This window comes from Amycolatopsis rhabdoformis, from assembly GCF_035918295.1.
GTDB classification, from domain to species: domain Bacteria; phylum Actinomycetota; class Actinomycetes; order Mycobacteriales; family Pseudonocardiaceae; genus Amycolatopsis; species Amycolatopsis rhabdoformis.
Genome location: NZ_CP142149.1, coordinates 5,677,325 through 5,702,541 on the forward strand (window position 1 = coordinate 5,677,325; position 25,217 = coordinate 5,702,541).

Here is a 25,217-nt window from a genome sequence, read left to right on the forward strand (position 1 = left end):
CTCGCCGTCACCGCCGCGAACTCAAGCGCAACGCCAGCGCCATCACGGCCGACAGACCCACCAGCACCACCGCGGAAACAATCGTGCCCATGCTCGCCACCACCTTCTCGTCCGGGAAAGACGAATCTCTCCCGGACGAAGGCGTGGCGGGCATGGGCCCGACGAAGACTTGACTCACCGACAGGAATCCCTGACGAGCCCTTGACGGTGCGTCTGGGGAACGCTCAGCTTTCGGCGGCCACGGTCTCGCGTGTCTCGACCTCGTCGGCCCGCGCCGCCGAGCGCGACAGCCGGTCCGACACCTTCGCCGTGGTGACGAAGGAGATCGCGATGAGGATGGCCAGCACCACCCCGATGCCGATCACACTGCCGCTCAGCGTCGGGTCGGCCGGGTCGCCGGCCTCGGCGCGCGCGGAGCCGGTGAGGAACGAGAGCACGAACAGCACCCCGATCGCGAGCACGACCTCCACGGTCACCAGCACCGGGAACGTGCGCAGCGCGAGCTTGAACACCGAACCCTCGGCACCGGCCGCGCGGGCGCGGGCGATGCGCGGCATCATCACGAACTCGTTGGCCGCGCCGATGCAGATCATCGTGAACACCAGCGACACCTTGATGACGAGGAAGCGCCCGAAGCTCGTGGTGAACAGCTCCGACGGGCTGCCGATCAGCGTGTAGGCCAGGTACAGGCCGGTGATCAGGATGCAGCCCACGGCGACCATGGCCAGCGTCGAGAACCGCGTCCAGATCTGCGCGAACGTGTCGCCCGCGCCGCTGGTGAGCTTGCGCCGCGAGAAGGCCAGGATCACCAGGCCCGCGATGCCGCCGACCCACGTCGAGATCGAGAACACGTGCAGGTGGTCGAGCAGCGAGTTGGCCACGGTGTCGCCGGTGGCCTTCGAGAAGTTCGTCGGCAGCAGCGTGACCTGGTAGGCGATGAAGTTGATGATGAGCGACGTCAGGGTGAGCAGGCCGAGCCGCTCCCGCAGCCGCGGCGAGAACGCCAGCATCAGCACGATCGCGGCGAGACCCCACAGGGAGTACTGGATCAACGCCTCGGTACCGCTGGAGATCCAGTCGCCCTTCTTGCCGGGCACGGCCACGAACCGGCCGATCGCGGCGGGCGAAAGGGCGTCGCCGAACGGGATTTCCTTGCCCTTCACCCGAGCGCCCTTGCCGGCGATCTGGAAGTAGAGCGCCACCAGGAACCAGGTGCCGACGATCGCGTAGTAGATCCCGGCGCGGCGCTGCAGCACCGCGCGGTCGGCGGCGGCCACGGACGGGCGGCGCAGCACCGGGCGCAGCACGATCAGATACAGCATGCAGCCGCCGATCGAGCCGATCAGACCGGCGAAGTACGCCATTTTCGTGATGACCCGCCACACCTCGGGGGTCGGGTTTGCTTCGGCCGCGGACACGGCCTGGGCGAGCAGCAACGACATTGTCAGCCATCTCCTCGAGCGGGGGACCTGAGCCGGACAGGCGGGGAGGCTCTTCGGCGGTGAAAGGTAGCTGATCCTACAACGAATGTGAAGTCTGAAGCATCCACTACATTGATGGTATATTGCTAGAGTGAAAAACCAGCGGGTGGAAAACCGGGAGCGGACCACCCGCAGTCGGAAGGAGCGTTCGTGAAAGTCCTCGTCCTGCCCGGCGACGGCATCGGCCCGGAGATCACGGCGGCGACCCTGGACGTGCTCAGGGCCGCGGACCGGCGGCTCGGGCTCGACCTGAGCTTCGAGGTCCGCGAAATCGGCCTGGCCTCGCTCGCCACCGACGGCACCACGCTGCCGGCCGCGGTCCTCGAGCGCGTGCCCGAGGTCGACGGCACACTGCTCGGCCCGGTGTCGCACTACGAGTACCCGCCGCGTGAGCAGGGTGGCATCAACCCGTCCGCCGCACTGCGGACCACCTTCGAGCTCTTCGCCAACGTGCGCCCGTGCCGGTCGCGCGAAGGCCTGAGCATCCTGCGCCGGCCGATGGATCTCGTGATCGTGCGCGAGAACACCGAGGGCTTCTACTCCGACCGCAACATGTTCGCCGGCACCGGCGAGTTCATGCCCGACCCCGACCTCGCGCTCTCCGTGCGCAAGGTGAGCGCGCGCGCCTCGGCCCGCGTCGCGAGGGCCGCGTTCGAGCTCGCGCGCGGCCGCCGCGGCAAGGTGACCGCGGTGCACAAGGCCAACGTGCTGAAGCTGTCCGACGGCCTGTTCTTGCGCGAAGTGCGCGCGGTCGCCCAGGACTTCCCCGACGTGGAGCTGGAAGAGCTGATCGTGGACGCCGCCTCGGCGCTGCTGATCCGCGAGCCGCAGCGCTTCGACGTGCTGGTGACCACCAACATGTTCGGCGACATCCTGTCCGACGAGGCCTCCGAGCTCTCGGGCAGCCTCGGCCTCGGCGGCTCGATCAACGCCGGCCACGACGTGTGCGTCGGCCAGGCGCAGCACGGTTCGGCGCCCGACATCGCGGGCCGGGGCGTGGCCAATCCGGCTTCGCTCATCCTGTCCGCCGCGATGCTGCTCGACTGGCGCGGCCGCCGCGACGGCAACGACGCGCTCGTGGCCGGCGGCGAACTCGTGTCCCGCGCCGTGGATTCGGTGCTGGACAACCCGGACACCCGCACGGCCGACGTCGGCGGCACCCTCGGCACCGAGGCGTTCGCCGCCGCGGTCGTCGCCTCGATCACCGAACTGGGAGTGGCTGCGCAATGATCGAATCGGTGAACCCGGCAACGGGCAAGGCACTGTCCACTTACGACCTGCACACGGCCGAAGAGGTCGACGCCGCACTGGATTCGGCCGTGGCCGCGCAGGCGCGGTGGCGCGAGAAACCGCTTTCCGAGCGCGTGGTGCTGTTGCGCGAGCTGGCCGCCGTGCTGCGGGCCGGGCGCGGCGAGTACGCGCGGCTGATCACCGAAGAAATGGGCAAACCGCTCGCCGAGGCCGAAGCCGAGATCGACAAGTGCGCGCTCAACTGTGAGCACTACGCCGAGCACGCGGCGGAGTACCTGGCCGAGCGGCCGGTGCTGGCGGAGGCATCCGTGGTCACCGAACCGCTCGGCGTGGTGCTGGCGGTGATGCCGTGGAACTACCCGTTCTGGCAGTTCTTCCGGTTCGCCGCGCCGGCGCTGGCCGCGGGCAACGGCGCGATCCTCAAGCACGCCACCAACGTGCCGGGCTGCGCGCTCGCCATCGAGGACGTGTTCCGCAAGGCTTCGGCGCCCGCCGGGCTCGTGCGCGCGCTGCTGGTGGACGTCGGTGAGGTCGCGAAGCTCATCGCCGACGACCGCATCGCCGCCGTCACGCTCACCGGTTCGACGCGGGTCGGCGCGCTCGTGGCGAGCCAGGCCGGGGCCGCGCTGAAGAAGCAGGTGCTCGAACTCGGGGGTTCGGACCCGTTCGTGGTCCTCGCCGACGCCGACATCCCGGCCGCCGCCGAGACGGCCGTGCGCGCGCGGTTCATCAACAACGGGCAGAGCTGCGTCAACGCGAAGCGGTTCATCGTGGACGAGGCCGTGGCCGACGAGTTCGCCGCCGCCTTCACCGCGGCCGTGGCCCGGCTCCAGGTGGGCGACCCGGCCGAGGCCGGCACCACCGTGGGGCCGCTCGCGCGCGAGGACCTGCGCGACGGCCTCGACGACCAGGTGCGCCGCACCGTCGCCGCGGGGGGCGTGCTGCGCCACGGGGGCGAGCCCGTGGCCGGGCCGGGCTACTTCTACGCGCCGACAGTGCTCGACCACGTGAAGCCGGGCATGGCGGCGTTCGACGAGGAGACGTTCGGGCCGGTCGCGGCCATCGTGCGCGTCTCGGGCGACGACGAGGCCCTGGCGCTGGCCAACGACACCGAGTTCGGTCTCGGCGCGGCCGTGTGGACGCGGTCCGAGGAGCGGGCCCGGCGGTTCGCGCGCGAGCTGCAGGCCGGCGCGGTGTTCGTGAACAGCATGGTCGCGTCCGACCCGCGGCTGCCGTTCGGCGGCATCAAGAAGTCCGGTTACGGCCGGGAGCTCGGCGCGGACGGGATCCGCGAGTTCGTGAACGTGAAGACCGTGGTGTTCGGAGGAACCCGATGAGCGAGCAGAAGCCGTTCCCCGCCGTGGTGCTGCGCCCGGCCGAGCTCACGCCGGCCGACCGCGGTGGCGGCGCGCGCACGATCCCGCTGGTGAGCAAGACCCTGGGCGCCGAGGTGTTCCTCAACGGCCAGACGCTCTTCGACGGCGGCGCGGGCATCCCGCTGCACACGCACAACTGCCCCGAGAGCGTGGTGATCCTGCAGGGCGAGGCGATCGTGGAGATCGACGGCGCCGAGCACCACCTGTCCACTTGGGACACCACCTACGTCGACGCGGGCGTGCCGCACCGGTTCCGCAACGCCTCGGCCACCGAGCCGATGCGGATCCTCTGGACCTACGCCTCGGTGGAGGCCACGCGCACGATCGTCGCGACCGGCACGACCACCCGGGTGGATGCCGAGCACCGGCGCTAGCCTGGACCGGTGGAACAGACCCCGACCCCGCTCACCCGGCAGGTCGCGGCGCGCATCGTGGGCTACATCCGCGAGACCGCGGCCGAGCCGGGCACGCGGCTGGTGGAACGCACGCTGGCCGCGCACCTGCGGGTCTCCCGCTCACCCGTGCGCGCGGCGCTGCGCCTGCTGGCCGACGAGGGGGTGGTGGCCGTCGCCGAACCGGGCGGCGGCCACACCGTGGCCCGCGCGGTCACCGAGCTGGCCGTGGAGACCGCGGACGAGGACGAGGAGCAGTACCTGCGCATCGCCTCGGACCGGCTCGACGGCGAGCTGCCCGACCGCGTGAGCGAGAGCGAGCTCGCGCGCCGCTACGCCCTCACCCCGGCCCAGGTCACCGCCGTGCTGCGGCGGATCTCCGCCGAGGGCTGGATCGAGCGCCTGCCCGGCTACGGCTGGGAGTTCCAGCCGATGCTGACCTCGCAGGAGTCCTATGAGGACAGCTACCGCTTCCGGCTCGTGCTGGAGCCGGCGGCCGTGCTCGAACCCGGCTTCGCCGTGGACCACGCGGCCATCGAATTCGTGCGCGCGCAACAGCTCGAGCTCGCCGAGGGCGCCGCGCGCACCGTGAGCAACACCGAGCTGTTCGCCCGCAACCGCGCCTTCCACGAGGCCGTGGTGGCGTGCAGCCACAACACGTTCTTCATCGACTCGCTGCGCCGCGTGGACAACCTGCGCCGCCTGATCGAGTACCGGCGCACCCTCCCGCGCGACCGCGCCGCCGTGCGCTGCCGCGAACACGTGGACATCGCGGACCTGCTCCTCGGCGGCCACACGGCCGAAGCCGCGGAGTACCTGCGGCGGCATCTGAGCACGGTCGGTGTGGAGAAGACGGCCAATCCCGGCTGAGCTGTGCTGTGCTGCGACGCCGTCCCGCCGCCGCGGGGCAACGGTGTTGTGTCCCCCTGGCTCCGACGTGCTCGTCGCGCAACCCTCGCCCGGAGAGGCCGCTCGCAGCCCAGCGCGTCGCCGAGGCCCTCGGCGACCCGCTCCTCGCCAGCCCACACCACCGAGGCCGCCGAGTGCCTGCAACGGCGCCTCAGCACCCGGCAACACCCGGAAGCCGCCCGCCCCGGCCGAGCCGTCCCGGCTAAGCCACCCCGTCACCACGCGGCAACCGCGTGGCCCGCAGATCGCTGTTGATCAGATCCGACCGCAGCGACGTCAGCAGCTCCGAGGTGTTCGTCGCCCGGCTCTCGTCGCGCGAGGCCAGGCGCAGCACCAGCGCGTCGGTGAGGACCTCGGCGCTCAGCATCTCGCCGGTGAAGTTGCTGGCGCTCTGCGGGGCCGTGAGGGTCACGTCCACGCGCGGGCCGAACAGCGGTCCCAGGGAGCTGGACACGAGGACCACGCGGGCGCCGACTTCCTCGGCGTGGTCGAGGAGAACCTCGATCTCGCCGAGGATGCGGCCGGGGATGTAGAGCACGACCACGTCGTCGGCGCCGAGGGCGAGGAGGTCGTCGGCGAGCTGGAAGCCCGTGGCGCCCGTGGCGCGGGCGCGGCGGCCCATGCGGACCAGGCGCATGCACAGGTACCGGGCGAGCAGCCCCGAGGCCCCCAGGCCGAAGGCGAGCACCTCGCGCGCGCCGTCGAGCAGGTCGACCGCGCGCAGGAAGTCCTCCGACTGCACGAGCCGCCAGGTGGCGGCCAGGCGTTCCGTGGCGTCGGTGAAGACCTTGTCCACCACGGCGTCGCCGGCGGTGGCGCCGTCGGGCAGCTCGGTGAGCAGCCGGTGCGAAGGGCTCGTCTCCAGCGCGACCTCACGCGCGAGGCTGCGCCGCAGGTCCATCAGCCCCGCGAACCCCAGTGACTTCGCGGTGCGCACCACGGTCGCGTCGCTCGTGCCCGTGGCGCCGCCGATCTGCTCGGCCGTCGCGAAAATGGCGTAGCGGCCGTGGTCGCGCAGGTACTCCGCGACGGTCCGCTCGGCCCGCGACATCTTCGGCAGGCACCGCGCGATCCGCGCGCGCAGCGACTGTTCGTCCTCGTCCATCCCACCCTCGATTCCCGTCCACGTGCCCACGGGAGGGCCGCCACGGCGCGGCCGGACCCCGTGAACCCGCCCCCGCTACGGCCGGCGCGCCAGCTCTCCGGCGATGAACTCCTGCACCACCGGCTGGATCAGCATGCCCCGGTGCGCCACCCCCGGCACCACATCGAACCGCACGTCGATGCCGTTGCTCTCGAAATTCTTGCGCAAGGTCGTGAGCCGCTCGATCCGCGTGTCCCCACCGGCGTCGATGCCCGGCTCCGCGATCTCCCAGGTGTCCTTGTCCTCGCCGCCCACGATCATCTGCACGGGCAGCTTGCGCAGCGTGTCCACCTGCACGTCGGTGCCGAACAGCTCGCGCACGTCGGAGGTGCCGAGCCACCACGGCACGTCCGGGTCGATCCGGGTGACCCGGCCCGGAGCGCCGATCGACAACGCCGCCAGCCGGTCGGCGTGCAGGTAGGCGAAGCGGTGCGCGAACTGACCACCACCGGAGAAGCCGTGCAGGTAGAAGTGGTCGGCGTCCACGCGGAAGCGCCCGGCGACCTCGGCGATGATGTCGAGCAGGATCAGGTCGTAGCGGATGCCCTCGAAGCTCAGGCGCTTGAAGCCGTGCAGGTCACCGGGCTGCGCGATGCCGGCCGGGAACAGCGGCGCGAGCACCACGGTGTCGTTCTTCTCCGCGAACTCACGGTATTCGTTGCGGTAACGCTCCGCCGTGCGCTGCGTGCCGTGCATCAGGACCAGCAGCGGCAGCGGCGTCTCGGAAGTGCGGTGGGCACTGGGCACGTAGAGGCAGTACGAGAAGCGCTGGTCGCTCTGCAGCGCGAAGAACGGCGTCGGCCCGCCGTAGTAGAACTCCGTGGGGTCGAGGACTCGCGCGGAGTCGGGGGTCGCTTGGGGGCTCGTCATGGAGCGGATCTCCTTGGCATGGCGTGGGACCGTCCTGGCCGTCGTAACCATGTAGTAACGACGACAGGTGTTGACAACTTCGTAGCACGGTCTATCTTATCCGTAGCTGCCACTACAAGTTCCTGATGAATGTAGCGCAAACCTTCAACGAACCGCCAGCACCGGAGATGAGGTATTCATGGCAGTCCGGTTGGTCCAGATCGAAGGCGGCCCCCGCGACCGGGGGCTCGCCTACGGAGAGGCCGCCAGGGCGGAGATCCGCACGTCGATCGCTTACTACCGCGAGGCTTTCCGGCTCTCGTCGGGTCTGGAGTGGACGGACGTACAGGCCTCGGCCCGGCGCTGGCGCGAGCCCGTGGCCGCCGTCGCGCCGCACCTGCTCGAAGAGATGGACGCGATCGCCGACGGCGCCGGCGTGCACCAGGACGAGATCCTGGCGCTCAACGCCCGCGGCGAGATCGTGCGCAACACCGACAGCGGCTTCAACCCCGCCGTGTCCGAGGAAACCCCCGAGGAACCCGCCGACGGCTGCTCCTCCTTCGCCCTGCTGCCGGAAGCCACCGGCGACGGCCACGTCTACTGTGGACAGAACTGGGACTGGCGCGAGGGCACGCAGGACTCCGTGGTGCTCGTGCGCGTGGTCCAGCCACCCAAGCCCACGATCATCATGCAGGTCGAGGCCGGCCAGATCGGCCGCCACGGCGCCAACTCCGCGGGCATCGCGCTCAACGCCAACGGGCTCAACGGCCGCTTCGGCACCCCGATCGGCATCCCGCAGCCGGTGCTGCGCCGCCTGATCCTCGACCACGACTACCTGAAGAGCGCCCTGCAGGTGCCCTTCGACGTGCACCAGCACATCGCCACCAACCTCCTGGTGACCCACCGCGGTGGCGTCGCCGTGGACTACGAGACCACCCCGGTCGTGCACCGCTGGGGCCTGCCCCAGAACGGGATTCTGGTGCACGGCAATCACTACCAGTACGGCGTGCCGCCGGAGATCGCCGCCACGCACAAGGTCCGCCCGGTGGACTCGCTCTACCGCGTGCAGGTGATCGAACGCGGGCTCGCGGCCGCGCGCACCGCCACCAGCTCGGCCGAGGTGCGCAAGGTCGTCGCCACGACGATGAGCGACCACGTCGGCCACCCCGACGGCGTGTGCGCCCACGTGGATCCGCGCGCCACCCCGCTGCAGCGCTACAAGACGATCGCCTCGAGCCTGGTCGACCTGACCAGCGGCGAGTACCGCGTGGCGGTGGGCAACCCCTGTGAAAACGACTACGAGCTGCTCCCCTGGCAGCTCTACGACGGCCCCGGAGGTCAAGGATGACCGGACCCGTGCTCGCCAGTCTGCGCGGTGTCAACAAGAGCTACGGCGAAGTGCAGGTGCTGCACGACGTCGACCTCGACATCCACCAGGGCGAGGTCGTGGTGGTCCTCGGCCCGTCCGGGTCGGGCAAGTCCACGCTGTGCCGCTGCATCAACCGCCTGGAGAAGATCAACTCCGGCACCATCACCCTCGACGGCAAACCCCTGCCGGCCGAGGGCGAGGAGCTGGCGCGGCTGCGGGCCGACGTCGGCATGGTCTTCCAGTCGTTCAACCTCTTCGCGCACCGCAGTGTGCTCGAGAACGTGACGCTCGGGCCGATCCGCGTGCGCGGGATTCCGCGTCGTGAGGCCGAAGCGACCGCGCGGCGGCTGCTCGACCGCGTGGGCGTGGCCGACCAGGCCGACAAGCTGCCGGCCGAGCTTTCCGGCGGCCAGCAGCAGCGCGTGGCCATCGCCAGGGCGCTCGCGATGAACCCCAAGATCGTGCTGTTCGACGAACCGACCAGCGCGCTCGACCCCGAGATGGTGAGCGAGGTCCTCGACGTGATGACCTCGCTGGCCGCGGAGGGCACCACGATGGTCGTGGTCACGCACGAGATGGGCTTCGCCCGCCGGGCCGCCCACCGCGTGGTCTTCATGAGTGAAGGCCGCATCGCCGAAGAAGGCACCCCCGAAGAGTTCTTCGACCGCACCGGCACGGCCCGGGCGCGGGACTTCCTGTCCAAGGTCCTCCAGCACTGACGTTCCCCGATCTTGACACCGCCCCGATATGACAAGCCCCACCGTGACAAGGAGAAAGCAATGAAGCTGACCAGAATCACCGCCGCCGTGGGCGCGGTGGTCGTCACGGGCGCGCTGCTCGCCGCTTGCGGCAGCGCCCCGGCCACGGCTCCGGGCGGTGCCGCCGCCAAGCCGGCGGCCGCCGATGTCGCCAAGATGATCAGCCAGGACGACGCCGTCGCGGCCGGCCCGGTGGGCCAGAACCTGCCCAGCTCCCCGATGCTGGACAAGATCCGCCAGCGCGGCGAGCTCGTGTGGGCCGGCAGCCGCAACACCCTCGGCTTCTCGCAGCTCGACCCGGCCACCGGCAAGATCTCCGGCTTCGACGCCGGAATCGCCGACCTGCTGTCGAAGTACCTGCTCGGCAAGCCGGCGGCGAAGATGCAGAGCGGTGGCTCCGACACCCGTGAGGGCCTGCTCGGCAACCACACCATCGACGTCGCGATCCAGACGTACACGATGACGCCCGAGCGCGCGAAGCTCGTGAACTTCTCCGGCCCGTACTACATGGCCGCCAGCGGCATCGTGGTGAAGGCCGACAACACCACCATCAAGACGGCCAAGGACCTGGCCGGCAAGAACGTGGCGACGGAGTCCGGCGCGGCGAAGACCGCTCTGGTCACCGAGGTGCCCACCGCGAAGCCGGTGCTGTTCGACACCACCGCGCAGTGCATCGCGGCCGTCGAGCAGGGTCGCGCCGAGGCCGTGACGCTGAACAACGCGTCGCTGCTCGGTGCCATCCAGACGCGCTCGGACGTGAAGCTGCTCGACGCGACGTTCAGCTCCAACCCGTTCGGCATCGGCGAGCCCAAGGACGACCCGGTGTTCAAGCAGGTCGTGGACGAGTTCCTGCAGAAGATCGAGTCCGACGGCACCTGGACCAAGCTGTGGCAGGGCACCGTCGGCAAGCTGCTGAAGACCCCGCCGCCCGCGCCGCCGAAGCTCGGCTCCGTCCCCGGCGTCTGAGTCGAACCGAAGAATCGGAGACCCCATGTCCGTGCTCTTCGCGCACATCGGCGAGCTGCTGACCGGTCTGCTGACGACCCTCGAGCTGGCCGCGATCGCGTTTCCGCTGGCGCTGGTGATCGGCACCCTGCTGGGTGTCTGCCGCGTCAGCCCGATCGGGCCGCTCCGGGCGGCCGCCGGGTTCTACGTGCACTGCCTGCGCAACTCGCCGATGCTGCTCGTGATGGTCATGGTGGTCTTCGGGCTGCCCTACCTCGGCGCGACCGTCCCGCTGTTCGGGTCGGTCGTGCTGGGGCTGGGGCTGTACTTCGGCGCCTACATCTGTGAGACGGTGCGCTCCGGCATCGCCGGCGTGCCCCTCGGCCAGATCGAGGCCGCCCGTGCCATCGGCCTCACCTTCTCGGGCGTCCTGCGGCAGGTCGTGCTGCCGCAGGCGTTCCGGTCGATGGTGCAGCCACTGGGCAACATCCTGATCAACGTGTGCCTCGGTTCGGCACTCGGCGCGGCGGTCGGCGTGCAGGAGCTCACCGGATCGGCCCGTCAGTTCAACCTCGACTTCGCCCAGCCGGTGCCGACCTTCATCGCCGCCGTCATCGGCTACCTCCTGATCACCCTGACGATCGGCCAGCTGACCGGCGTCGTCGAACGGAAGGTTCGCATCCGACGATGAAGTCGCGCACCCCCGCCCTTTTCGACGAGCTGGGCCCCCGCGGTCAGAAGCGGCTGCGGATCGCCACCATCGTGGCCGTCGTCGCGTTGATCGGCATCGTGGTCGGCATCATCGCCCAGCTCGCCCACGTGCAGCAGCTCACCGCGCGCCTGTGGTCACCGCTCATCGAGTGGTCGAACATCCGCTACCTGTTGCAAGGCCTGCTCACCACGCTGGAAGTGGGCCTGACCGGCGCCGCGATCTCGCTCGTGTTCGGCACGCTGATCGGCCTCGGCCGGCTGTCCACGCACAAGTGGGTCTCCGTGCCGTGCGCCGGGCTGATCGAGCTGTTCCGCGCGATCCCGCTGATCCTGCTCGTGTACTTCTTCCTCATCGGCCTGCCCATGTTCGGCGCGAACCTGCCGCCGTTCTGGGTGCTGACCATCCCGATCGTGCTGCACGCCGGCGCGGTGTTCGCCGAGATCGTGCGGGCCGGCGTGAACTCGCTGGACCGCGGCCAGTTCGACGCCGCGGCCGCGATCGGCTTGCGCCGCGGGCAGACGATGGTGCTCGTGGTGCTGCCGCAGGTGTTCCGGGCGCTGCGCCCGGCGCTGGTCACGCAGGTGATCCGCACGCTGAAGGAATCGAGCCTCGGTTACGTCGTCGGCTATCCCGAGCTGCTGCGCGACGGACAGGTGATCGGCGAGTACAACGCCAACTTCCTGCAGACCTACGCGCTCACCGCGGTGATCTACATCGTCCTCAACTTCGGGCTCTCCCGGCTGGCCGAGCTGCTCGACCGGCCGAAGAAGCCGCGGCGACGCCGCCCGGCCGCCACGGAGCCCGAGCCCCAACCGGCGGCCGAGCCCGCCGGAACCCTCGTCTGACCCTGTTTCTCGAAGCGGAGCTGAGTTCCCGAAATGTCCCTCACCGGCGAAGAGATCGACCGCGCCGAAGCCGCACTGGCTCACAACTACCACCCGCTGCCCGTGGTGCTCACCGAAGGCAAGGGCGCGTGGGTCACCGACGTCGAAGGGCGGCGCTACCTCGACCTGCTGGCCGGCTACAGCGCCCTGAACTTCGGCCACGGCGACGACGAGCTGCTGGCCGTCGCCCACGCCCAGCTCGACCGGCTCACGCTGACCAGCCGCGCGTTCCACCACGACAAAATGGCCGCCTTCGCCACGGAGCTCGCCGAGCTGTGCGGCATGGAGATGGTGCTGCCGATGAACACCGGCGCCGAGGCCGTGGAGACGGCCATCAAGACGGCGCGCAAGTGGGGCTACCGCGTGAAGGGCGTGCCGGCCGGGCGCGCGAAGATCGTGGTGGCGGGCGGCAACTTCCACGGCCGCACGGTGACCATCGTCGGGTTCTCCGACGACCCCGAGGCCACCGCCGACCACGGGCCGTTCACACCCGGCTTCGTGACCGTGCCGTTCGGCGACGCGGCCGCGCTGCGCTCGGCGATCGACGCCGACACGGTGGCCGTGCTGATCGAGCCGATCCAGGGCGAGGGCGGCGTGGTGCTGCCCCCGCCGGGTTACCTCACCGAGGTGCGGGCGATCTGCGACGAGACCAATGTGCTGTTCATGGCCGACGAGATCCAGTCCGGGCTCGGCCGCACCGGGCGTACGTTCGCGTGTGACCACGAGGACGTGGTGCCGGATCTGTACGTGCTCGGCAAGGCCCTCGGCGGCGGCATCCTGCCGGTGTCGGCGGTCGTGTCGCGCCGGGACGTGCTCGGTGTGTTCCGGCCCGGCGAACACGGCAGCACCTTCGGCGGCAACCCGCTCGCGTGTGCCGTGGCGACGGCGGTGGTGCGGAAGCTGAAGACCGGCGAGCCGCAGCGCCGGGCCGCGGAGCTGGGTTCGGTGTTCGCTTCCGCGCTGGCCGAGCTGCCGTCGTCCGCGGTCGAGGCCGTACGCGTGCGCGGCCTGTGGGCCGGCATCGACGTGCGCGGCCGCACGGGCCGGGACGTCTGCGAAGGCCTGCTTCGCCGGGGCGTGCTCGCGAAGGACGCCCATGGCAGCACGATCCGGCTGGCGCCGCCGCTCGTGGTGTCCGAAGAGGACCTGCGCTGGGGTGTCGCGCAGCTGGCCGCCGAGCTTTCCTGACCCATCCCCCTGTGCCCGCCACACCGCGTGTGTGGCGGGCACAGTTTTGCCTCGCGTTTACATACAGACTGTATGTATGTATCGTGGTCGCATGACTCCTCAACTCGGCTCCGACCACCGCATCCGCCTGCCGCAGGGCGAGGTGCGCTACTACGAACGCGGTTCCGGGCACCCGGTGGTGTTCGTCCACGGCGTGCTCACCAACGCCCTGCTGTGGCGCAAGGTCGTGCCCACGGTCGCCGACGCGGGCTTCCGGTGCCTGGCCCCGGATCTGCCGATGGGCGCCCACGAACTCCCGATGCGCGCCGACGCCGACCTCAGCGCCCCCGGCATGGCCACGCTCCTCGGTGATTTCCTCGAGGCCCTCGACCTGCACGACGTGACCCTGGTCGCCAACGACACCGGCGGCGCCGTGACGCAGCTCCTGCTGGCACGCCATCCGGAGCGGGTCGCGCGGGTGGTGCTGACTCCGTCGGACTGCTTCGAGTACTTCTTCCCGCCGATCTTCAAGCCGTTGCCGGTCGTGGCGCGCGTGCCGGGTTCGATGGCCGTGCTGGGGCAGTTGCTTCGGGTGCGGGCGCTGTGGCCGTTGCCCCTGTTGTTCGGCTGGGTCACGAAGAAGCCGCTGGATCCTGCCGTGGCCTCGTCGTACCTGTTGCGGCTGCGGTCTTCTCACGGTGTCCAGCGCGACCTGCGGAAGCTGCTGTCGTCGGTGGATTCCGCGTTGACCCTCGCCGCCGCCTCCGAGTTGCGCACTTTCGACCGCCCAGTGCTGCTCGCCTGGGCTTCGGAGGACAAGCTCTTCCCCGTGCGCCTGGCGCACCGCCTGGCCGACCTCCTGCCGGACGCGCGCGTGGTCGAGATCGCCGACTCCTACACGTTTGTTCCCGAGGACCAACCCGCCGTGCTGGCCGGGCACATCGTGGAGTTCGCGCGGGTCATGGCAGATTAGGCCGGGTGAGACGCACCCAGCAGGAACGCTCCGACAGCACCCGCGCGGCCCTCGTCGGCGCCGCCCGCGAACTGTTCGGCGCGCGCGGCTACCACGACGTGCCGGCCGAGGAGATCACCCGCACCGCCGGCGTCACGCGGGGCGCGCTGTACCACCACTTCGGGGACAAGGTCGGGCTGTTCCGCGCGGTCGTGGAGGAGCTCGAGATCGAGCTGACCGCGGAGGTCGCCTCGGCGATGTCCGATTCTTCGGTGGCCGGGATGACCAGGGCGCTGGGTGTTTTTCTGGACGCCTGCCTGCGGCCGGAGGTCCAGCGCATCTCCCTCACGGACGCGCCTGCGGTCCTTGGCTGGGACGTCTGGCGTGAAATCGAGGCTGAGCACGGGTTGGGGCTGTTGATTTCGTCTTTGTCGGCGGCTCAGACTGCTGGGTTGATCGTCGACGTCCCGGTGCGGGCCTTGGCGCAGCTGGTGATGAGCGCGGTGATGGAAGCGGCGCGCATGATCGCGGCGGCCCCGGATCCGGCTGCGGTGCGTGGTGAGACCGAGGTTGTGCTGGCCGGTTGGCTCGGCGGATTGCTGCGGTCATGACTCTTTACGACTCCATCGGCGTCGGCTACTCCCGCTCTCGGTGTTCCGATCCGCGCTGGTTGGCTTCGGTGCTTCGGGCGGTCGGTACCGGCTCGGTCGTCAACGTCGGCGCGGGGGCCGGGTCGTATGAGCCGCCTCGGACGGTGGTTGCCGTGGAGCCGTCGCTTCGGATGCTCGCCCAACGTCCGGCTGGTTTGGCTCCGGCGGTGCAGGGCGTTGCCGAGGGGCTGCCGTTGGGGTCGGGTTCGGTTGATGTCGCGTTGGCCGTGCTGACGGTGCACCACTGGTCGGACTGGCGACGGGGTCTTGCCGAGCTTCGTCGCGTGGCTGGGCGTCAGGTCGTACTCACTTACGAGCCGGCTCTCCATGCGGACTATTGGCTGACCCGGGAGTACATCCCGGAGGTCGCCCTCTTGGAACGCTCGCGCCCTTCGGTGGCCGACATCGCCGGTGAGCTTTCCGCCCCTGTGGTTTCGGTCCTCCCCGTGCCGTGGGACTTCCAGGACGGGGTCTATCCGGCCCACTGGCGCCGTCCGGCCGCTTATCTCGACCCGCGCGTTCGGGGGTCTTGCTCCGCGCTCGCGCAAACCTCACCGTCCGCGGTGGCCCGCGGCATCGCCCGGTTGGAAGCTGACTTGGCTTCCGGCGCTTGGGCTGCCCGTCACGCGGACCTTTTGGCTCTGCCGGTTTTGGACGTCGGCTTCCGGCTGATCACCGCAGGCGCTTAGCCGTAGTGCGGTTGCTGCTGCTCCGGGTCTGCTTCGATCGCATCGAGCTCTTCGTCCGCCGTGAGCGCCCGGATGGCGTCGCGCGCGGCTCCCACCCCGGCCCAGTGCGGGTCCACGTCCGCGGCGAAGCACCACGCCCGGTCCGTTGGCCAGACGAATGCCGGTGGATGCTGGGCGCCCATGTCGGTGACCCAGTCGTCGATGGCGTTCAGCGGTCCTTTGAAGATCGCGTAGCGGCGGTGGGGTAGCTCGAAGAGCCCGTCGTAGGTGGGCAGGGGCAGGTCGGAGTAGCCGTCCCAGACGGCGAAGTAGCCGTGGTCCGTCGTGGTGAACTCGGTGAGCCTCGCGATCACGCGCTGGGTCTGCCACAGATCACTCTTGTGACTGCGGGCAAGGGTTACGTCAGCTTCACGTTCTCCCGGCCGCTGCGGATCCCGAATGAACCTGACTCGCGCGTACGCCTCGAAACCCTTCGGCCCAAACAACACCAGCCGACCGCCTGCCCCAGTCTCGACAAGCCACTGGGCGACGCGGGTGTCCGCTTCGTACTCGAGACCCATCGCTCTCCCCACCCCCACTGTCGGAGTGGATCTTACGCCGTGGGGCCTCAAACTTCGTCGCGTTGCGCGAGCGCCCGTGAAAGACTGGGCTATGACAACCGAGCTGCCCGAAAGCCGTAAGCGCTCGAGCCTCTTCGCGGAGGCCCGGCAGTGAAGGTGCTGCGCGGTACTGAGTACAGGGAGCTGGAGATCTCCGGGTCTCGCGCCGAGCTGCAGGCCTTGGGCCAAGCGCTACAGAGCGGCGAGGGGCAGATCGACGTCCCGAAGGACCCGAATCCGGAACCGTACGACAGCTCGTTGTCACGGATCGATTTTCGGGTGACGAGCGGAAAGATCACCATGTCCACGACCGGCGAGACCCTGAAGATCCAAGGAGCGCAGGAGTTCTTCGCCGTCCTCGCGGACCACATCGAAAGCTTCGGCGCGGAAGCAGATCTCGACAGCCACATTCACATCGACTACTTCCCCGGCCACGACTACCTGACCGAAGGCTCGGAGTCCCTGGTTCTCTGCTTCGACAAGGCGACCCAGGCTGCCCCGGACGAATCCAGGACGGCCTGACGTCGGCCGAACAAGCGATCCGCACAGGTCAGAGGCGGATCGACATCCTGTTCATGCACTATCCAGGCGGGCGGGAGGCCTGGGCAGGTCCAGCGCGGACCGCCACTGATCTGCTTCATTTGCTTCGGTTGGGTCCAGTCGCGTCCGCACCCAACCTTGATATCTGACGACCTGGCCCTCGTCGCCCCGCCCGCCCTCTGAGTGGTGGCCCGGCGAACCCGTTACCTCGTCCCCTGCCACCTTTAGCACCGCCTCGACGCCGGCAAAGGAAGACCTGCACGAGTTCGACGGTGACGGTCCCCACCTTGGGAATCGGAGCGGCCGGGCAGAACCAAAGCGTCAGAGGCGTATGGATTTCTTGTTCATGAATTCCTCAATCCCCAACGGACCCAGCTCCCGTCCCATCCCCGAGCGCTTGATCCCGCCGAACGGCAGGTCCGCCTGCGAGCCGCCGGACTTGTTGAAGTACACCATCCCCGACTCGATCCGGTTGGCCACGCGGCGCATCCGCGCCGGGTCCGTGCCGAACACGCTCGCGCCCAAGCCGAATGGCGAGTCGTTGGCAATGGAGATGGCCTCGTCGTCCGAACCGGCCGGGAACAGCAAGAACACCGGCCCGAAGATCTCCTCCCGGTAAGCATCCATGTCCGGAGTCACGTCCGTCAGCACGGTGGCCTCCAGATACGCCCCGGGCCGATCCACCCGATGCCCACCCGTCCGCACCACCGCGCCCTGCGAAACAGCCGTGGCCACCTGCGCCGCAACCTCGTCGGCCGCGGCCACGGACGCCAGCGGAGGCAGCTTCGTGGCCGGATCCGACGGGTCGCCCGGCAGGAACACCGCAGCAACCCGCGCCGTCAGCTTCTCCACAAAGGACTCATACAAGTCCCCCACCACGATGATTCGCTTGGGCGCGTTACAAGACTGCCCACAGTTCCGCATCCGAGCCGTGGCCACCGCGTCCACCGTCGCATCCAGGTCTGCGCTGTCCAGCACGATCAGGGGATCCGAACCGCCCAATTCCAAAACACAGCGCTTCAAGTTCCGCCCCGCCTCGGCAGCCACGGAAATCCCCGCCTGCTCACTGCCCGTCAGCGAAACGCCGGCGATCCGGGGATCCGCCAAGATGGCCGGAACCTGACGCGAAGAAGCCCACACGTTCACATACGCATCCGAGGGAACTCCAGCATCCCGCAGCACCGACTCGATCGCCACGGCCGACCGGGGGCAGATGGACGCGTGCTTCAGCAGGATGGTGTTACCCAGCACCAGGTTGGGCGCCACGAAGCGCGCGACCTGGTACATGGGGAAGTTCCACGGCATCACGCCGAGGAGGGCGCCGATGGGTTCCTTGCGGATAACGGCGGAGCCGCCGCGGATCTTCAGGGGTTCGTCAGCGATGAGAGCGGGCCCGTGTTCGGCGTAGTAGTTGAAGATGTCCACGACGATGCCGACTTCGCCGCGGCCCTCGTTGATGCGTTTGCCCATCTCCTGGGTCATGATGGCGGCGAGTTCGTCGGCGCGTTCGGCGAAGAGCTCGCCGGCGCGCGCCACGATCTCGGCGCGTTCGGCGATCGGGCGTTCCCGCCAGGCGAGGAAACCGCGGTGGACGCGGGCGATCGCGTCGCGCACCTGGTCGTCGGTGGCGTTCTCGATCTGCTCGATCAGTTCACCCGTGGCCGGGTCGGTGACGGTGTACATCGCGGCAAGGGCCTCCGTGCTCGGCTGAAGAGGTCGAGCACACGGTACCAAATTGCATACAGTATGCACTAGTCCCGACCGGTTACTCCATAAGTTTGCGATCTCTTGACCGAAACGCCCGAATCGCCTTATGGTCTAGACCACATTCCCCCCTTCCCGCCCGCGCACCTCCCTCCGCGGTCGCTCGAACGCGCCCGCGAACCGGGAGCGGGCCCAGCTGTCGAAGGAGCCCGGTATGAAAACCAGTCGCAAGCTGCTGATCGGTGCCGCGATCGCCCCCGTGATCGCGCTGGTCGGACCCGTGGGCACGGCCAGCGCCCACGGTTATGTGAACGCCCCGGCGAGCCGGCAGGCGCAGTGCGCGCAGAACGTCGTGTCCTGCGGCGACATCAAGTGGGAACCGCAGAGCGTGGAGGGCGCGAAGGGCCAGCGCACCTGCAACGGCGGCGTCGCGCGCTTCGCCGAGCTCAACGACAACAGCAAGCCCTGGCGTGCCACGGCGACGGGCCGCACGGTCCAGTTCAACTGGACCTTCACCGCCCGACACAAGACCAGCACCTACGAGTACTACATCGGCAACACGCGCATCGCCAGCTTCAGCGGCAACAACCAGGTGCCGCCCGCCACCGTGTCGCACTCGGTGAACCTGGGCAACCGCACGGGCCGCCAGACCGTGCTCGCCATCTGGAACATCGCCGACACGGCCAACGCGTTCTACTCCTGCGTCGACCTGCAGGTGAGCTGACGAAAGCGGCGGACGGGGCCCCGACCCCCGTCCGCCGCTTTCCTCCACAGTGGACGACTCAGCGATACGCGCCCGCGAACGCGCTGCGCCGGCCGACCAGGAACCACAGCAGCGGCCCGAGAAAAGGCGCGCAGAACGCGAACACGACCCACACCAGCTTCATGCCGCCGGTCAGCGGACTGCCGAGCACGCTGATCAGCGCGGCGAGGAAAAACACCAGCGGGGTCAGGATCAGGGCGATGATCCCGACGACGACGGCGATGTTCGCGGCCTGGTGGCCGTCCTGGGCGACGGCGGCCAACGCGGTGGGGATGGTCATCGGTCCTCTCCTCGATCTCTCGGTCCACTTCGGACGCGATTTCACCCAGTATGGGAGCGACCGACGACCCGGCGAATCGGCTCGACGGCTCGACCCGCGTAATCCTTAAGTAGTAGCCGCCACCGCCGCAGGGATCACGCGCTCCAGCAGGCGCAACGCGACCGCGGCCAGCACGTTGACCACGCCCAGCACCAGCCACGGCAGCCAGTACCCGACCTCGAACAACGTGGTGAAGAACGCCGGCGCCACCAGGCTCGCGATCGTGAACGAGTACTGGAACACCGCCAGGTACCGCCCGCGCTCGGCGGGCAGCGAAAGCTCCGTGGCCAGCGACTGCGACACCGGCCCGTGCACGGTCTCGGCCGCGGTGAACAGGAACGTCGCCGCCAGCAGCACCGGCACCACCCACCCGGCCTGCCCCGGCACGAGGACCGCGAACGCCAGGCACCACCCCGCCCACAGCACCGCCGCGCCCATCAGCACCCGCGTGCGACGCAGCGGCGCCACCAGCCGCACCGCCGGCGCGGTGAACACGGTGAGCAGCACAGTGTTGCCCACCAGCATCGCGGGCGCGAGCCACGGCGGCCCGTGCAGGCCCACGGTCACGAACACCGGCAAGCCGAGCGCCAGCATCATGCTCGTCAGCGCGAACACCGCGTTGAGCCCGGTGAACGCCAGGAACGGCCGCGCCCGCAACATCCCGCGGTACCCGCCGGCGTCGCCGACCGCCCGCCGCGGCGCGCGCACGAACACCGCGATCGCCGCGCCCGCGCAGAGAAAACAGGCCGCCGACCCGTACGCGAGCGCGCGGTAGGCCTCGGCGGTGCCGATCGTGACCACGACGCCGGTGATCAGGCCGCCGATGGCCAGCCCGGCCGTGCGCGTCGCGTTCGCCCACGCGAACCAGGAATCGCGGCTGCGCGGCTTCGCGCTGCCGTCCACGTAGTCCGCCACCGCGGTGAAGATCGACGACCAGAAGAACCGCACCCCGATCGCCACGAGCGCGGCGCTGAAGAAGATCCCGACCGGCCCGGTCACGCGCGTGAACAGCAGGAACCCGATCCCCTGCGCCACCTGCGCACCGACCACCGGCGCCCACGGCCCCACCCGGTCGGCGAGCTTCCCGGCCAGCAGCGGCACCGGCAGTGTGAGCGTGTTCGCCGCGCTGAGCAGCACCCCGATCAGCGCCAGCGGCACCGTGGTCAGCTTGGCGAAGAACAGCACCGACAGCGGCTGGAACAACCCGTTGCCCACCGCGTCGACCACGAGGGCCGCCAACAGCACCGCCCCACCACGGCTGCGCACGTTCCCTCCCCAGGCCGGGCCCGAGGCTAACGACCTTCGCGGCCGCGGTCGACGGGATATCCCGCTGGCCGGGTCAGTGCCCCTCGAACATCGCCACCAGACCGTCGGGGGTGTTCTCGGCGAACATCGTCACCAGGTTCTCCGCAGAATCGCGCGCGGCCTCCTCGCCGCGCGGGAACATCGCCTTCTCGTACCGCGCCAGGGCCGCCTCGACATCGCCGCCGGACTCGACCAGCGCCAACGCCAGCTCGGCGCCGTCGATCATGGCCAGGTTCGCGCCTTCCCCGGCGAACGGCGACATCAGGTGCGCCGCGTCGCCGAGCAGCGTCACGCCCGGCACGCGCGCCCACTCGTGGCCCACCGGCAGCGCGTGCACCGGCCGCGGCACGACCGCGCCGTCCGCCGACTCGATCAACGCCCGCAGCCGCGGCGCCCAGTCCGCGAACTCAGCCGACACGGCCGTCTGCGCCGCCACCGGGTCCGGGCAGTGCGCGGCAACCCAGTCCTCGGCCACCTGCAACGCCACGTACAGGTGCACACTGCCGTCCGGCTCGCGGTGCGCCAGAATCCCGCGACCCGCTCCGAGCCCGAAGAACATGCCGCCGCCGACGAGCGCCGCGGCCTCCGGGTGCTGGGTGGCCACGTCGAGCAAGTCCAGCTCCACGAACGAAATCCCGGTGTACTCGGGCCGCGCGTCCGACACCAGCGGCCGGATCCGGGACCACGCGCCGTCGGCCCCGACCAGCACGTCGGTGACCAGGGTCGAACCGTCGGCCAGCGCCACCTCGTGCCGGCCGTCGCCCAGCGGCCGCGCCGACACCACCTTGGCGCCCCAGCGAACGGTGCCCGCCGGCAGCGACGAAAGCAGCAGCTCACGCAGCTCGCCGCGCTCCACCTCCGGCCGGGCGCCCTGGCCATCGTCCTCTTCGGACATTCGCACCGCACCGTGACGGTCGAGCACGCGCAGGGCCTCGCCGCCGCGGTGGATCAGCGGCAGGAAGGCGTCGTACAGGCCGGCCGCGCGCAGCGCGACCTGGCCCGATTCCTCGTGGATGTCCAGCATTCCGCCCTGCGTGCGGGCCGAGGCCGACGCGTCGAGGTCGAGCACGGTGGCCTCGAAACCGTTGCGGTGGAGCACGGACGCGAGCATCAGCCCGCCGAGACCGGCTCCGACGATGGTGATGTTCATGGTGTTCTCCTTCAGGTTCGTGGGGTGTGGGCGATGCCGGCGATCAACGCGCGGAACGCCCAGGACATCCGCTCGCCCGGCGCTCCGGACAGCAGCTCGGGTCCGGACGCGGCCAGGTGCGGGTACTTCTCCGGCGAAGCGGTGCGGATCACGGCCGCGAGCGCCTGCCACTCGTCGCTGTCTTCGGGACGCTCGTCGGCGTGCTCGGCCGCGGTCGCCGTGGCCACCTGCAACAGCAGGTCGACGCCCCACGCGGCCTGCGAGCGCGGCACGTCGCCTTCGGCGAGCAGCGCCAGCAGCGTGTCCACCAGCCGCAGATAGTGGTCCCCGCGCGGCCGGGCGACGAGGGCCGACTGCGCCAGCCCGGGATAACGGAACAGCACCGCCGTGTACGAGCCCAGCACGGCTTCGAGCCGCTGCTCCCACGAGCCGGCCGACGGCGGCGGCTCGACTTCGCCGAGCAGCTCGTCGAGCACCGCCGCGTGCAGCTCGACGGTGTTGCGCACGTAGACGTACAGCGACGCCGCACCCGTGTCGAGCTCCTGCGCGAGCCGGCGCATCGTGAGCCGGGCCAGGCCCTCGGCGCGCAGGATCGCGAGCGCGGCGGAGATGATCCCGGCCCGGGTCAGGGCCGGCTTGGCCGGACGTTCCCGGCGGCTGCGTGGTGCGGTCATGCCACCACGATAACGAACATGTTCGTTGCGAACAAGGTCGTGACGAACATGTTCGTCGTCACAGACGCGCAGGCCTTTCGAACGAAAGGGAGGTAAGTTCGGCAACCATGCGAGGCAATCCCCGGCACGAACACATCCTCGAGCGGCTCCGGCGCGACGGCCGCGTCGACGTCGGCGAGCTGGCCGTCGCGCTGGACACGTCGGAGGTCACCATCCGGCGCGACCTCGACGCGCTCGCCGAGCAAGGCACGCTGCGCCGGGTGCGCGGCGGCGCGGTGAGCCTGCTGATGCGCGGCGAGGAGCTGCCGTTCGCGTTGCGCGAGGTGGAATCCGCGGCGGCGAAGGACCGGATCGCGGCCGTGGTCGGCGGCCTGGTGCGCGACGGCGAGGCCGTGGTCGTTGACAGCGGCACAAGCGGGCTGGCCGTCGCGCGGGTGCTCGGCGGCCGGCGCCTCACGGTGATGCCGCTGGCGCTGCCGAGCGCGGCGGTGCTCTCGGCCAGCTCGTCGGTGAACCTGCTGCTGCCCGGCGGCACCACCCGCTTCGGCGAAGGCTCGATGGTCGGCCCGCTCGCGGAAGCCGCAGTCGCGGCGCTGCGCTTCGACACGTTCGTGCTCACCTGCTGCGGCCTGTCGCCCGACGACGGCATCACCGCCCACGATCTGCAGGACGCCGCAGTGAAACGCGCCGCTCGACGTTCGTCGCGGCGCACGGTGCTGGTCGCCGAAAGCGCCAAGTTCTCGCGCACGGCACTGGCCACGGTGTGCGGGATCGAAGAGGTCGACGTGCTGGTCACCGACGCGCAGGCGCCCGCGGACGCGTTGGCGCGGTTTCGCGAAGCCGGGGTCGACGTGCGGGTGGCGTGAACACCGCCGGCTTAATGCAGGCTGATCTGAAGCGGGTCGGTCTACAGCGGACGGACCGCTCCTCCCACTCCTAAGCTATAGCGCACCCCCGGGCTTGCCACAAGCCCCCCGTGCTGCCGCAGAATCTGCGCTCGTGACGAAAACCTGGGGGAACGTGATGCACGACGTGATCATCGTGGGCGCCGGCGCGGCCGGGCTGGTCCTGGCCGCCGAGCTGCGGCTGGCCGGGGTGCGGCCGGTGGTGCTGGAGCGGCAGCCGCGGCGCCGGGAAGTGCCGCGCGCCAACGGTCTCGGCGGCCAGGTCGTGCACCTGCTGCGCTACCGAGGCGTGCTGGCCCGGCTCGAAACCGCCGCCCGGAAGGTGCGCCCGGCGCCGAACCTGCCGTTCGGCGGCGTGCAGCTGGACCTCTCGCACCTGAGCGAGCCGGAATTCCTGTCGCTGGCCATTCCGCAGCCGGTGCTCGAACGCACGCTCGCCGAGTACACGGCCGAGCTCGGCGCGGAAGTGCGCGAAGGCCACGAAGTGGTGGGGCTGCGGCAAGACGCGAATTCGGTGACCGTGGCGGTGCAGGGTCCGGACGGGCCGTACGAGCTCCAGGCGCGCTACGTCGTCGGCTGTGACGGCGGCCGCAGCCGGGTCCGCGACCTGCTGGGCCTGGACTTTCCGGGCACCACCTACCCGGAGGTGAACCGGCTCGTCGAGGCGACGCTGCCGGCTTCGGTCAGCCGCCGCGCCGACGGTGGCCTCGACGTGCCGGGTCTCGGCGAGGTGCGGCCGGGGTTCACCCGGACCGCCGGCGGCGTGTTCGCGTTCGGCGCGATCGGGCCGGATCACCTGATGATCAACACCGTCGAGGAGGATTCGACCGAGTACGACGACAACCCGATGACCGAGGCCGAGTTCCAGGGCAGCATCACGCGGATCCTCGGCGCCGCGCTGCCGCTCGGCGAGGTGCGCCGGCTGTCGCGCTACCAGTGGCAGGGCCGGCAGGTGGAGCGCTACCGCACCGGACGCGTGTTCCTCGCCGGCGACGCAGCCCACCTGCTGGCGTCCTCGGGCGCGTCGCTGAACCTCGGGATGCTCGACTCGGTGAACCTCGCGTGGAAGCTCGCCGCGGCCGTGCAGGGCTGGGCGCCCGAGGCGTTGCTCGACAGCTACCACGCCGAGCGCCACCCGGCCGGCGCTCGCGCGCTCCTGCAGACGAGCGCGCAAGCCGCCCTGCGCCGCGGCCACGACACCGCCGCGGACTCGCTTCGCGCGCTGTTCCAGGAACTCCTGACCGACGAGCAGCCGCTGCGCCGGCTCACCGCCGTGATCGGCGGCGCCGACCTGCGTTACCCGATGCCGGGCTCGGACCACGCGCTGGCGGGTACGTTCGCCGCCGACTTCGCGCTGACCACCGACGACGGCCCGACCGACCTGGCGGCGCTGCTGCGCGACGGCCGGCCGGTGTTCCTCGACCTCGCGGATCGTCCGGACCTTCGCGCGGTCGCCGAGGAGTGGTCCCCGCGCGTCGAAACGCACACCGCCAAGGCCGACGCCGGTCCGGCCGACGCGCTCCTCATCCGCCCGGACGCGCACCTCGCCTGGATCGCGGCCGGCTCGCCCCTCGACGCGACGACGTTGCGCGAGGCGCTCACAACCTGGTTCGGCGCCCCCGGCCGTCTCACCAGAGATGATCACCAAGAGTAGAGGTTTCCAAGATCAATTCACCGTTTCGTGGACTGATCTTCGATCGACTTCTACCGCTAGTGTCTCCGACAACCCG

The 25,217-nt window shown here is 70.2% G+C and carries 27 protein-coding genes; 17 read left to right on the forward strand and 10 right to left on the reverse strand.

The genetic code is table 11. The annotated features are described in order from the left end of the window. Positions 1–7 precede the first annotated feature (7 nt). Both VSH64_RS26195 and VSH64_RS26200 read right to left on the reverse strand, forming a co-directional pair. On the reverse strand, positions 8–178 hold the full coding sequence (locus VSH64_RS26195) for a hypothetical protein (protein ID WP_326565340.1): 171 nt from the start codon (positions 176–178) through the stop codon (positions 8–10). A 46-nt stretch (positions 179–224) separates the two neighbouring features. Further along, a complete protein-coding gene (locus tag VSH64_RS26200; RefSeq protein WP_326565341.1) occupies positions 225–1,442 on the reverse strand; it encodes a copper resistance D family protein in 1,218 nt (405 codons plus the stop codon). A 189-nt stretch (positions 1,443–1,631) separates the two neighbouring features. On the opposite strand from VSH64_RS26200, the gene VSH64_RS26205 reads away from it, so the two are divergent. The 4 genes from VSH64_RS26205 to VSH64_RS26220 are packed head-to-tail and all read left to right on the forward strand — an operon-like array spanning position 1,632 to position 5,370. Beyond that, entirely contained in the window at positions 1,632–2,711 is a 1,080-nt protein-coding gene (locus VSH64_RS26205; RefSeq protein WP_326565342.1) for an isocitrate/isopropylmalate dehydrogenase family protein, read from the forward strand. 8 nt (positions 2,712–2,719) lie between these two features. Next, positions 2,720–4,069 carry an NAD-dependent succinate-semialdehyde dehydrogenase gene (locus VSH64_RS26210; protein ID WP_326565343.1) on the forward strand — a complete coding sequence of 450 codons (1,350 nt, stop codon included), beginning with the start codon at positions 2,720–2,722 and terminating at the stop codon, positions 4,067–4,069. After that, on the forward strand, positions 4,066–4,482 hold the full coding sequence (locus tag VSH64_RS26215) for a cupin domain-containing protein (RefSeq protein ID WP_326565344.1): 417 nt from the start codon (positions 4,066–4,068) through the stop codon (positions 4,480–4,482). Before VSH64_RS26210 ends, VSH64_RS26215 begins: the two co-directional genes overlap by 4 nt. Before the next feature lie 9 nt (positions 4,483–4,491). Then, on the forward strand, positions 4,492–5,370 hold the full coding sequence (locus tag VSH64_RS26220) for a GntR family transcriptional regulator (RefSeq protein ID WP_326565345.1): 879 nt from the start codon (positions 4,492–4,494) through the stop codon (positions 5,368–5,370). A 241-nt stretch (positions 5,371–5,611) separates the two neighbouring features. Here VSH64_RS26220 and VSH64_RS26225 read toward each other — a convergent pair whose 3' ends face one another. Continuing rightward, positions 5,612–6,514 carry a MurR/RpiR family transcriptional regulator gene (locus tag VSH64_RS26225; protein WP_326565346.1) on the reverse strand — a complete coding sequence of 301 codons (903 nt, stop codon included), beginning with the start codon at positions 6,512–6,514 and terminating at the stop codon, positions 5,612–5,614. Between the two features lie 75 nt (positions 6,515–6,589). Then, positions 6,590–7,423: a PHB depolymerase family esterase gene (locus VSH64_RS26230; RefSeq protein WP_326565347.1), complete on the reverse strand. Its 834-nt coding sequence runs from the start codon at positions 7,421–7,423 to the stop codon at positions 6,590–6,592. A gap of 178 nt (positions 7,424–7,601) precedes the next feature. On the opposite strand from VSH64_RS26230, the gene VSH64_RS26235 reads away from it, so the two are divergent. The 9 genes from VSH64_RS26235 to VSH64_RS26275 all read left to right on the forward strand — a co-directional run bounded on the left by VSH64_RS26235 (position 7,602) and on the right by VSH64_RS26275 (position 15,528). Further along, a complete protein-coding gene (locus VSH64_RS26235) occupies positions 7,602–8,750 on the forward strand; it encodes a C45 family peptidase (protein ID WP_326565348.1) in 1,149 nt (382 codons plus the stop codon). Beyond that, entirely contained in the window at positions 8,747–9,490 is a 744-nt protein-coding gene (locus VSH64_RS26240) for an amino acid ABC transporter ATP-binding protein (RefSeq protein WP_326565349.1), read from the forward strand. Before VSH64_RS26235 ends, VSH64_RS26240 begins: the two co-directional genes overlap by 4 nt. A gap of 60 nt (positions 9,491–9,550) precedes the next feature. Beyond that, positions 9,551–10,495, forward strand: a complete 945-nt coding sequence (locus VSH64_RS26245) for a transporter substrate-binding domain-containing protein (RefSeq protein ID WP_326565350.1) — start codon at positions 9,551–9,553, stop codon at positions 10,493–10,495. 25 nt (positions 10,496–10,520) lie between these two features. Beyond that, entirely contained in the window at positions 10,521–11,165 is a 645-nt protein-coding gene (locus VSH64_RS26250) for an amino acid ABC transporter permease (protein ID WP_326565351.1), read from the forward strand. Then, complete coding sequence (locus VSH64_RS26255) at positions 11,162–12,031, forward strand: amino acid ABC transporter permease (RefSeq protein ID WP_326565352.1); 870 nt, start codon at positions 11,162–11,164, stop codon at positions 12,029–12,031. The genes VSH64_RS26250 and VSH64_RS26255 overlap by 4 nt, the downstream gene beginning before the upstream one ends. Positions 12,032–12,064: 33 nt before the next feature. Next, positions 12,065–13,258 carry an ornithine--oxo-acid transaminase gene (gene rocD, locus VSH64_RS26260; RefSeq protein WP_326565353.1) on the forward strand — a complete coding sequence of 398 codons (1,194 nt, stop codon included), beginning with the start codon at positions 12,065–12,067 and terminating at the stop codon, positions 13,256–13,258. Between the two features lie 91 nt (positions 13,259–13,349). Further along, positions 13,350–14,210, forward strand: coding sequence for an alpha/beta fold hydrolase (locus VSH64_RS26265; protein WP_326565354.1), 861 nt, complete (start codon positions 13,350–13,352; stop codon positions 14,208–14,210). A 5-nt stretch (positions 14,211–14,215) separates the two neighbouring features. Then, positions 14,216–14,800: a TetR/AcrR family transcriptional regulator gene (locus VSH64_RS26270; RefSeq protein ID WP_326565355.1), complete on the forward strand. Its 585-nt coding sequence runs from the start codon at positions 14,216–14,218 to the stop codon at positions 14,798–14,800. Then, entirely contained in the window at positions 14,797–15,528 is a 732-nt protein-coding gene (locus VSH64_RS26275) for a class I SAM-dependent methyltransferase (protein ID WP_326565356.1), read from the forward strand. Before VSH64_RS26270 ends, VSH64_RS26275 begins: the two co-directional genes overlap by 4 nt. Here VSH64_RS26275 and VSH64_RS26280 read toward each other — a convergent pair. Beyond that, positions 15,525–16,088 carry a hypothetical protein gene (locus tag VSH64_RS26280; protein WP_326565357.1) on the reverse strand — a complete coding sequence of 188 codons (564 nt, stop codon included), beginning with the start codon at positions 16,086–16,088 and terminating at the stop codon, positions 15,525–15,527. The two genes, VSH64_RS26275 and VSH64_RS26280, sit on opposite strands and share 4 nt — an antisense overlap. A gap of 150 nt (positions 16,089–16,238) precedes the next feature. Between VSH64_RS26280 and VSH64_RS26285 the strand changes: the two genes are divergently transcribed. Then, a complete protein-coding gene (locus VSH64_RS26285) occupies positions 16,239–16,649 on the forward strand; it encodes an Imm32 family immunity protein (RefSeq protein WP_326565358.1) in 411 nt (136 codons plus the stop codon). Positions 16,650–16,988: 339 nt separating this feature from the next. Here the strand turns inward: VSH64_RS26285 and VSH64_RS26290 are convergent, their stop codons facing one another. Continuing rightward, complete coding sequence (locus VSH64_RS26290) at positions 16,989–18,350, reverse strand: NAD-dependent succinate-semialdehyde dehydrogenase (protein WP_326565359.1); 1,362 nt, start codon at positions 18,348–18,350, stop codon at positions 16,989–16,991. Between the two features lie 235 nt (positions 18,351–18,585). Here VSH64_RS26290 and VSH64_RS26295 point away from each other — a divergent pair, with 235 nt between their 5' ends. After that, positions 18,586–19,095 carry a lytic polysaccharide monooxygenase auxiliary activity family 9 protein gene (locus VSH64_RS26295; protein ID WP_326565360.1) on the forward strand — a complete coding sequence of 170 codons (510 nt, stop codon included), beginning with the start codon at positions 18,586–18,588 and terminating at the stop codon, positions 19,093–19,095. 58 nt (positions 19,096–19,153) lie between these two features. On the opposite strand, the gene VSH64_RS26300 is transcribed toward VSH64_RS26295, so the two are convergent. The 4 genes from VSH64_RS26300 to VSH64_RS26315 all read right to left on the reverse strand — a co-directional run bounded on the left by VSH64_RS26300 (position 19,154) and on the right by VSH64_RS26315 (position 22,582). Then, positions 19,154–19,414 carry a PLD nuclease N-terminal domain-containing protein gene (locus VSH64_RS26300; RefSeq protein ID WP_326565361.1) on the reverse strand — a complete coding sequence of 87 codons (261 nt, stop codon included), beginning with the start codon at positions 19,412–19,414 and terminating at the stop codon, positions 19,154–19,156. 105 nt (positions 19,415–19,519) lie between these two features. Next, the gene (locus VSH64_RS26305; RefSeq protein WP_326565362.1) at positions 19,520–20,719 is read right to left on the reverse strand and encodes an MFS transporter; all 1,200 of its coding nucleotides are present in this window, start codon (positions 20,717–20,719) and stop codon (positions 19,520–19,522) included. A gap of 73 nt (positions 20,720–20,792) precedes the next feature. After that, on the reverse strand, positions 20,793–21,908 hold the full coding sequence (locus VSH64_RS26310; protein ID WP_326565363.1) for an FAD-dependent oxidoreductase: 1,116 nt from the start codon (positions 21,906–21,908) through the stop codon (positions 20,793–20,795). An 11-nt stretch (positions 21,909–21,919) separates the two neighbouring features. Then, positions 21,920–22,582: a TetR/AcrR family transcriptional regulator gene (locus VSH64_RS26315; RefSeq protein ID WP_326565364.1), complete on the reverse strand. Its 663-nt coding sequence runs from the start codon at positions 22,580–22,582 to the stop codon at positions 21,920–21,922. A gap of 107 nt (positions 22,583–22,689) precedes the next feature. On the opposite strand from VSH64_RS26315, the gene VSH64_RS26320 reads away from it, so the two are divergent. Next, positions 22,690–23,448 (forward strand): DeoR/GlpR family DNA-binding transcription regulator, encoded by a 759-nt coding sequence (locus tag VSH64_RS26320; protein WP_326565365.1) that lies wholly within the window; start codon positions 22,690–22,692, stop codon positions 23,446–23,448. Between the two features lie 133 nt (positions 23,449–23,581). After that, positions 23,582–25,141, forward strand: coding sequence for an FAD-dependent monooxygenase (locus VSH64_RS26325; protein WP_326565366.1), 1,560 nt, complete (start codon positions 23,582–23,584; stop codon positions 25,139–25,141). Positions 25,142–25,217: the final 76 nt, after the last annotated feature.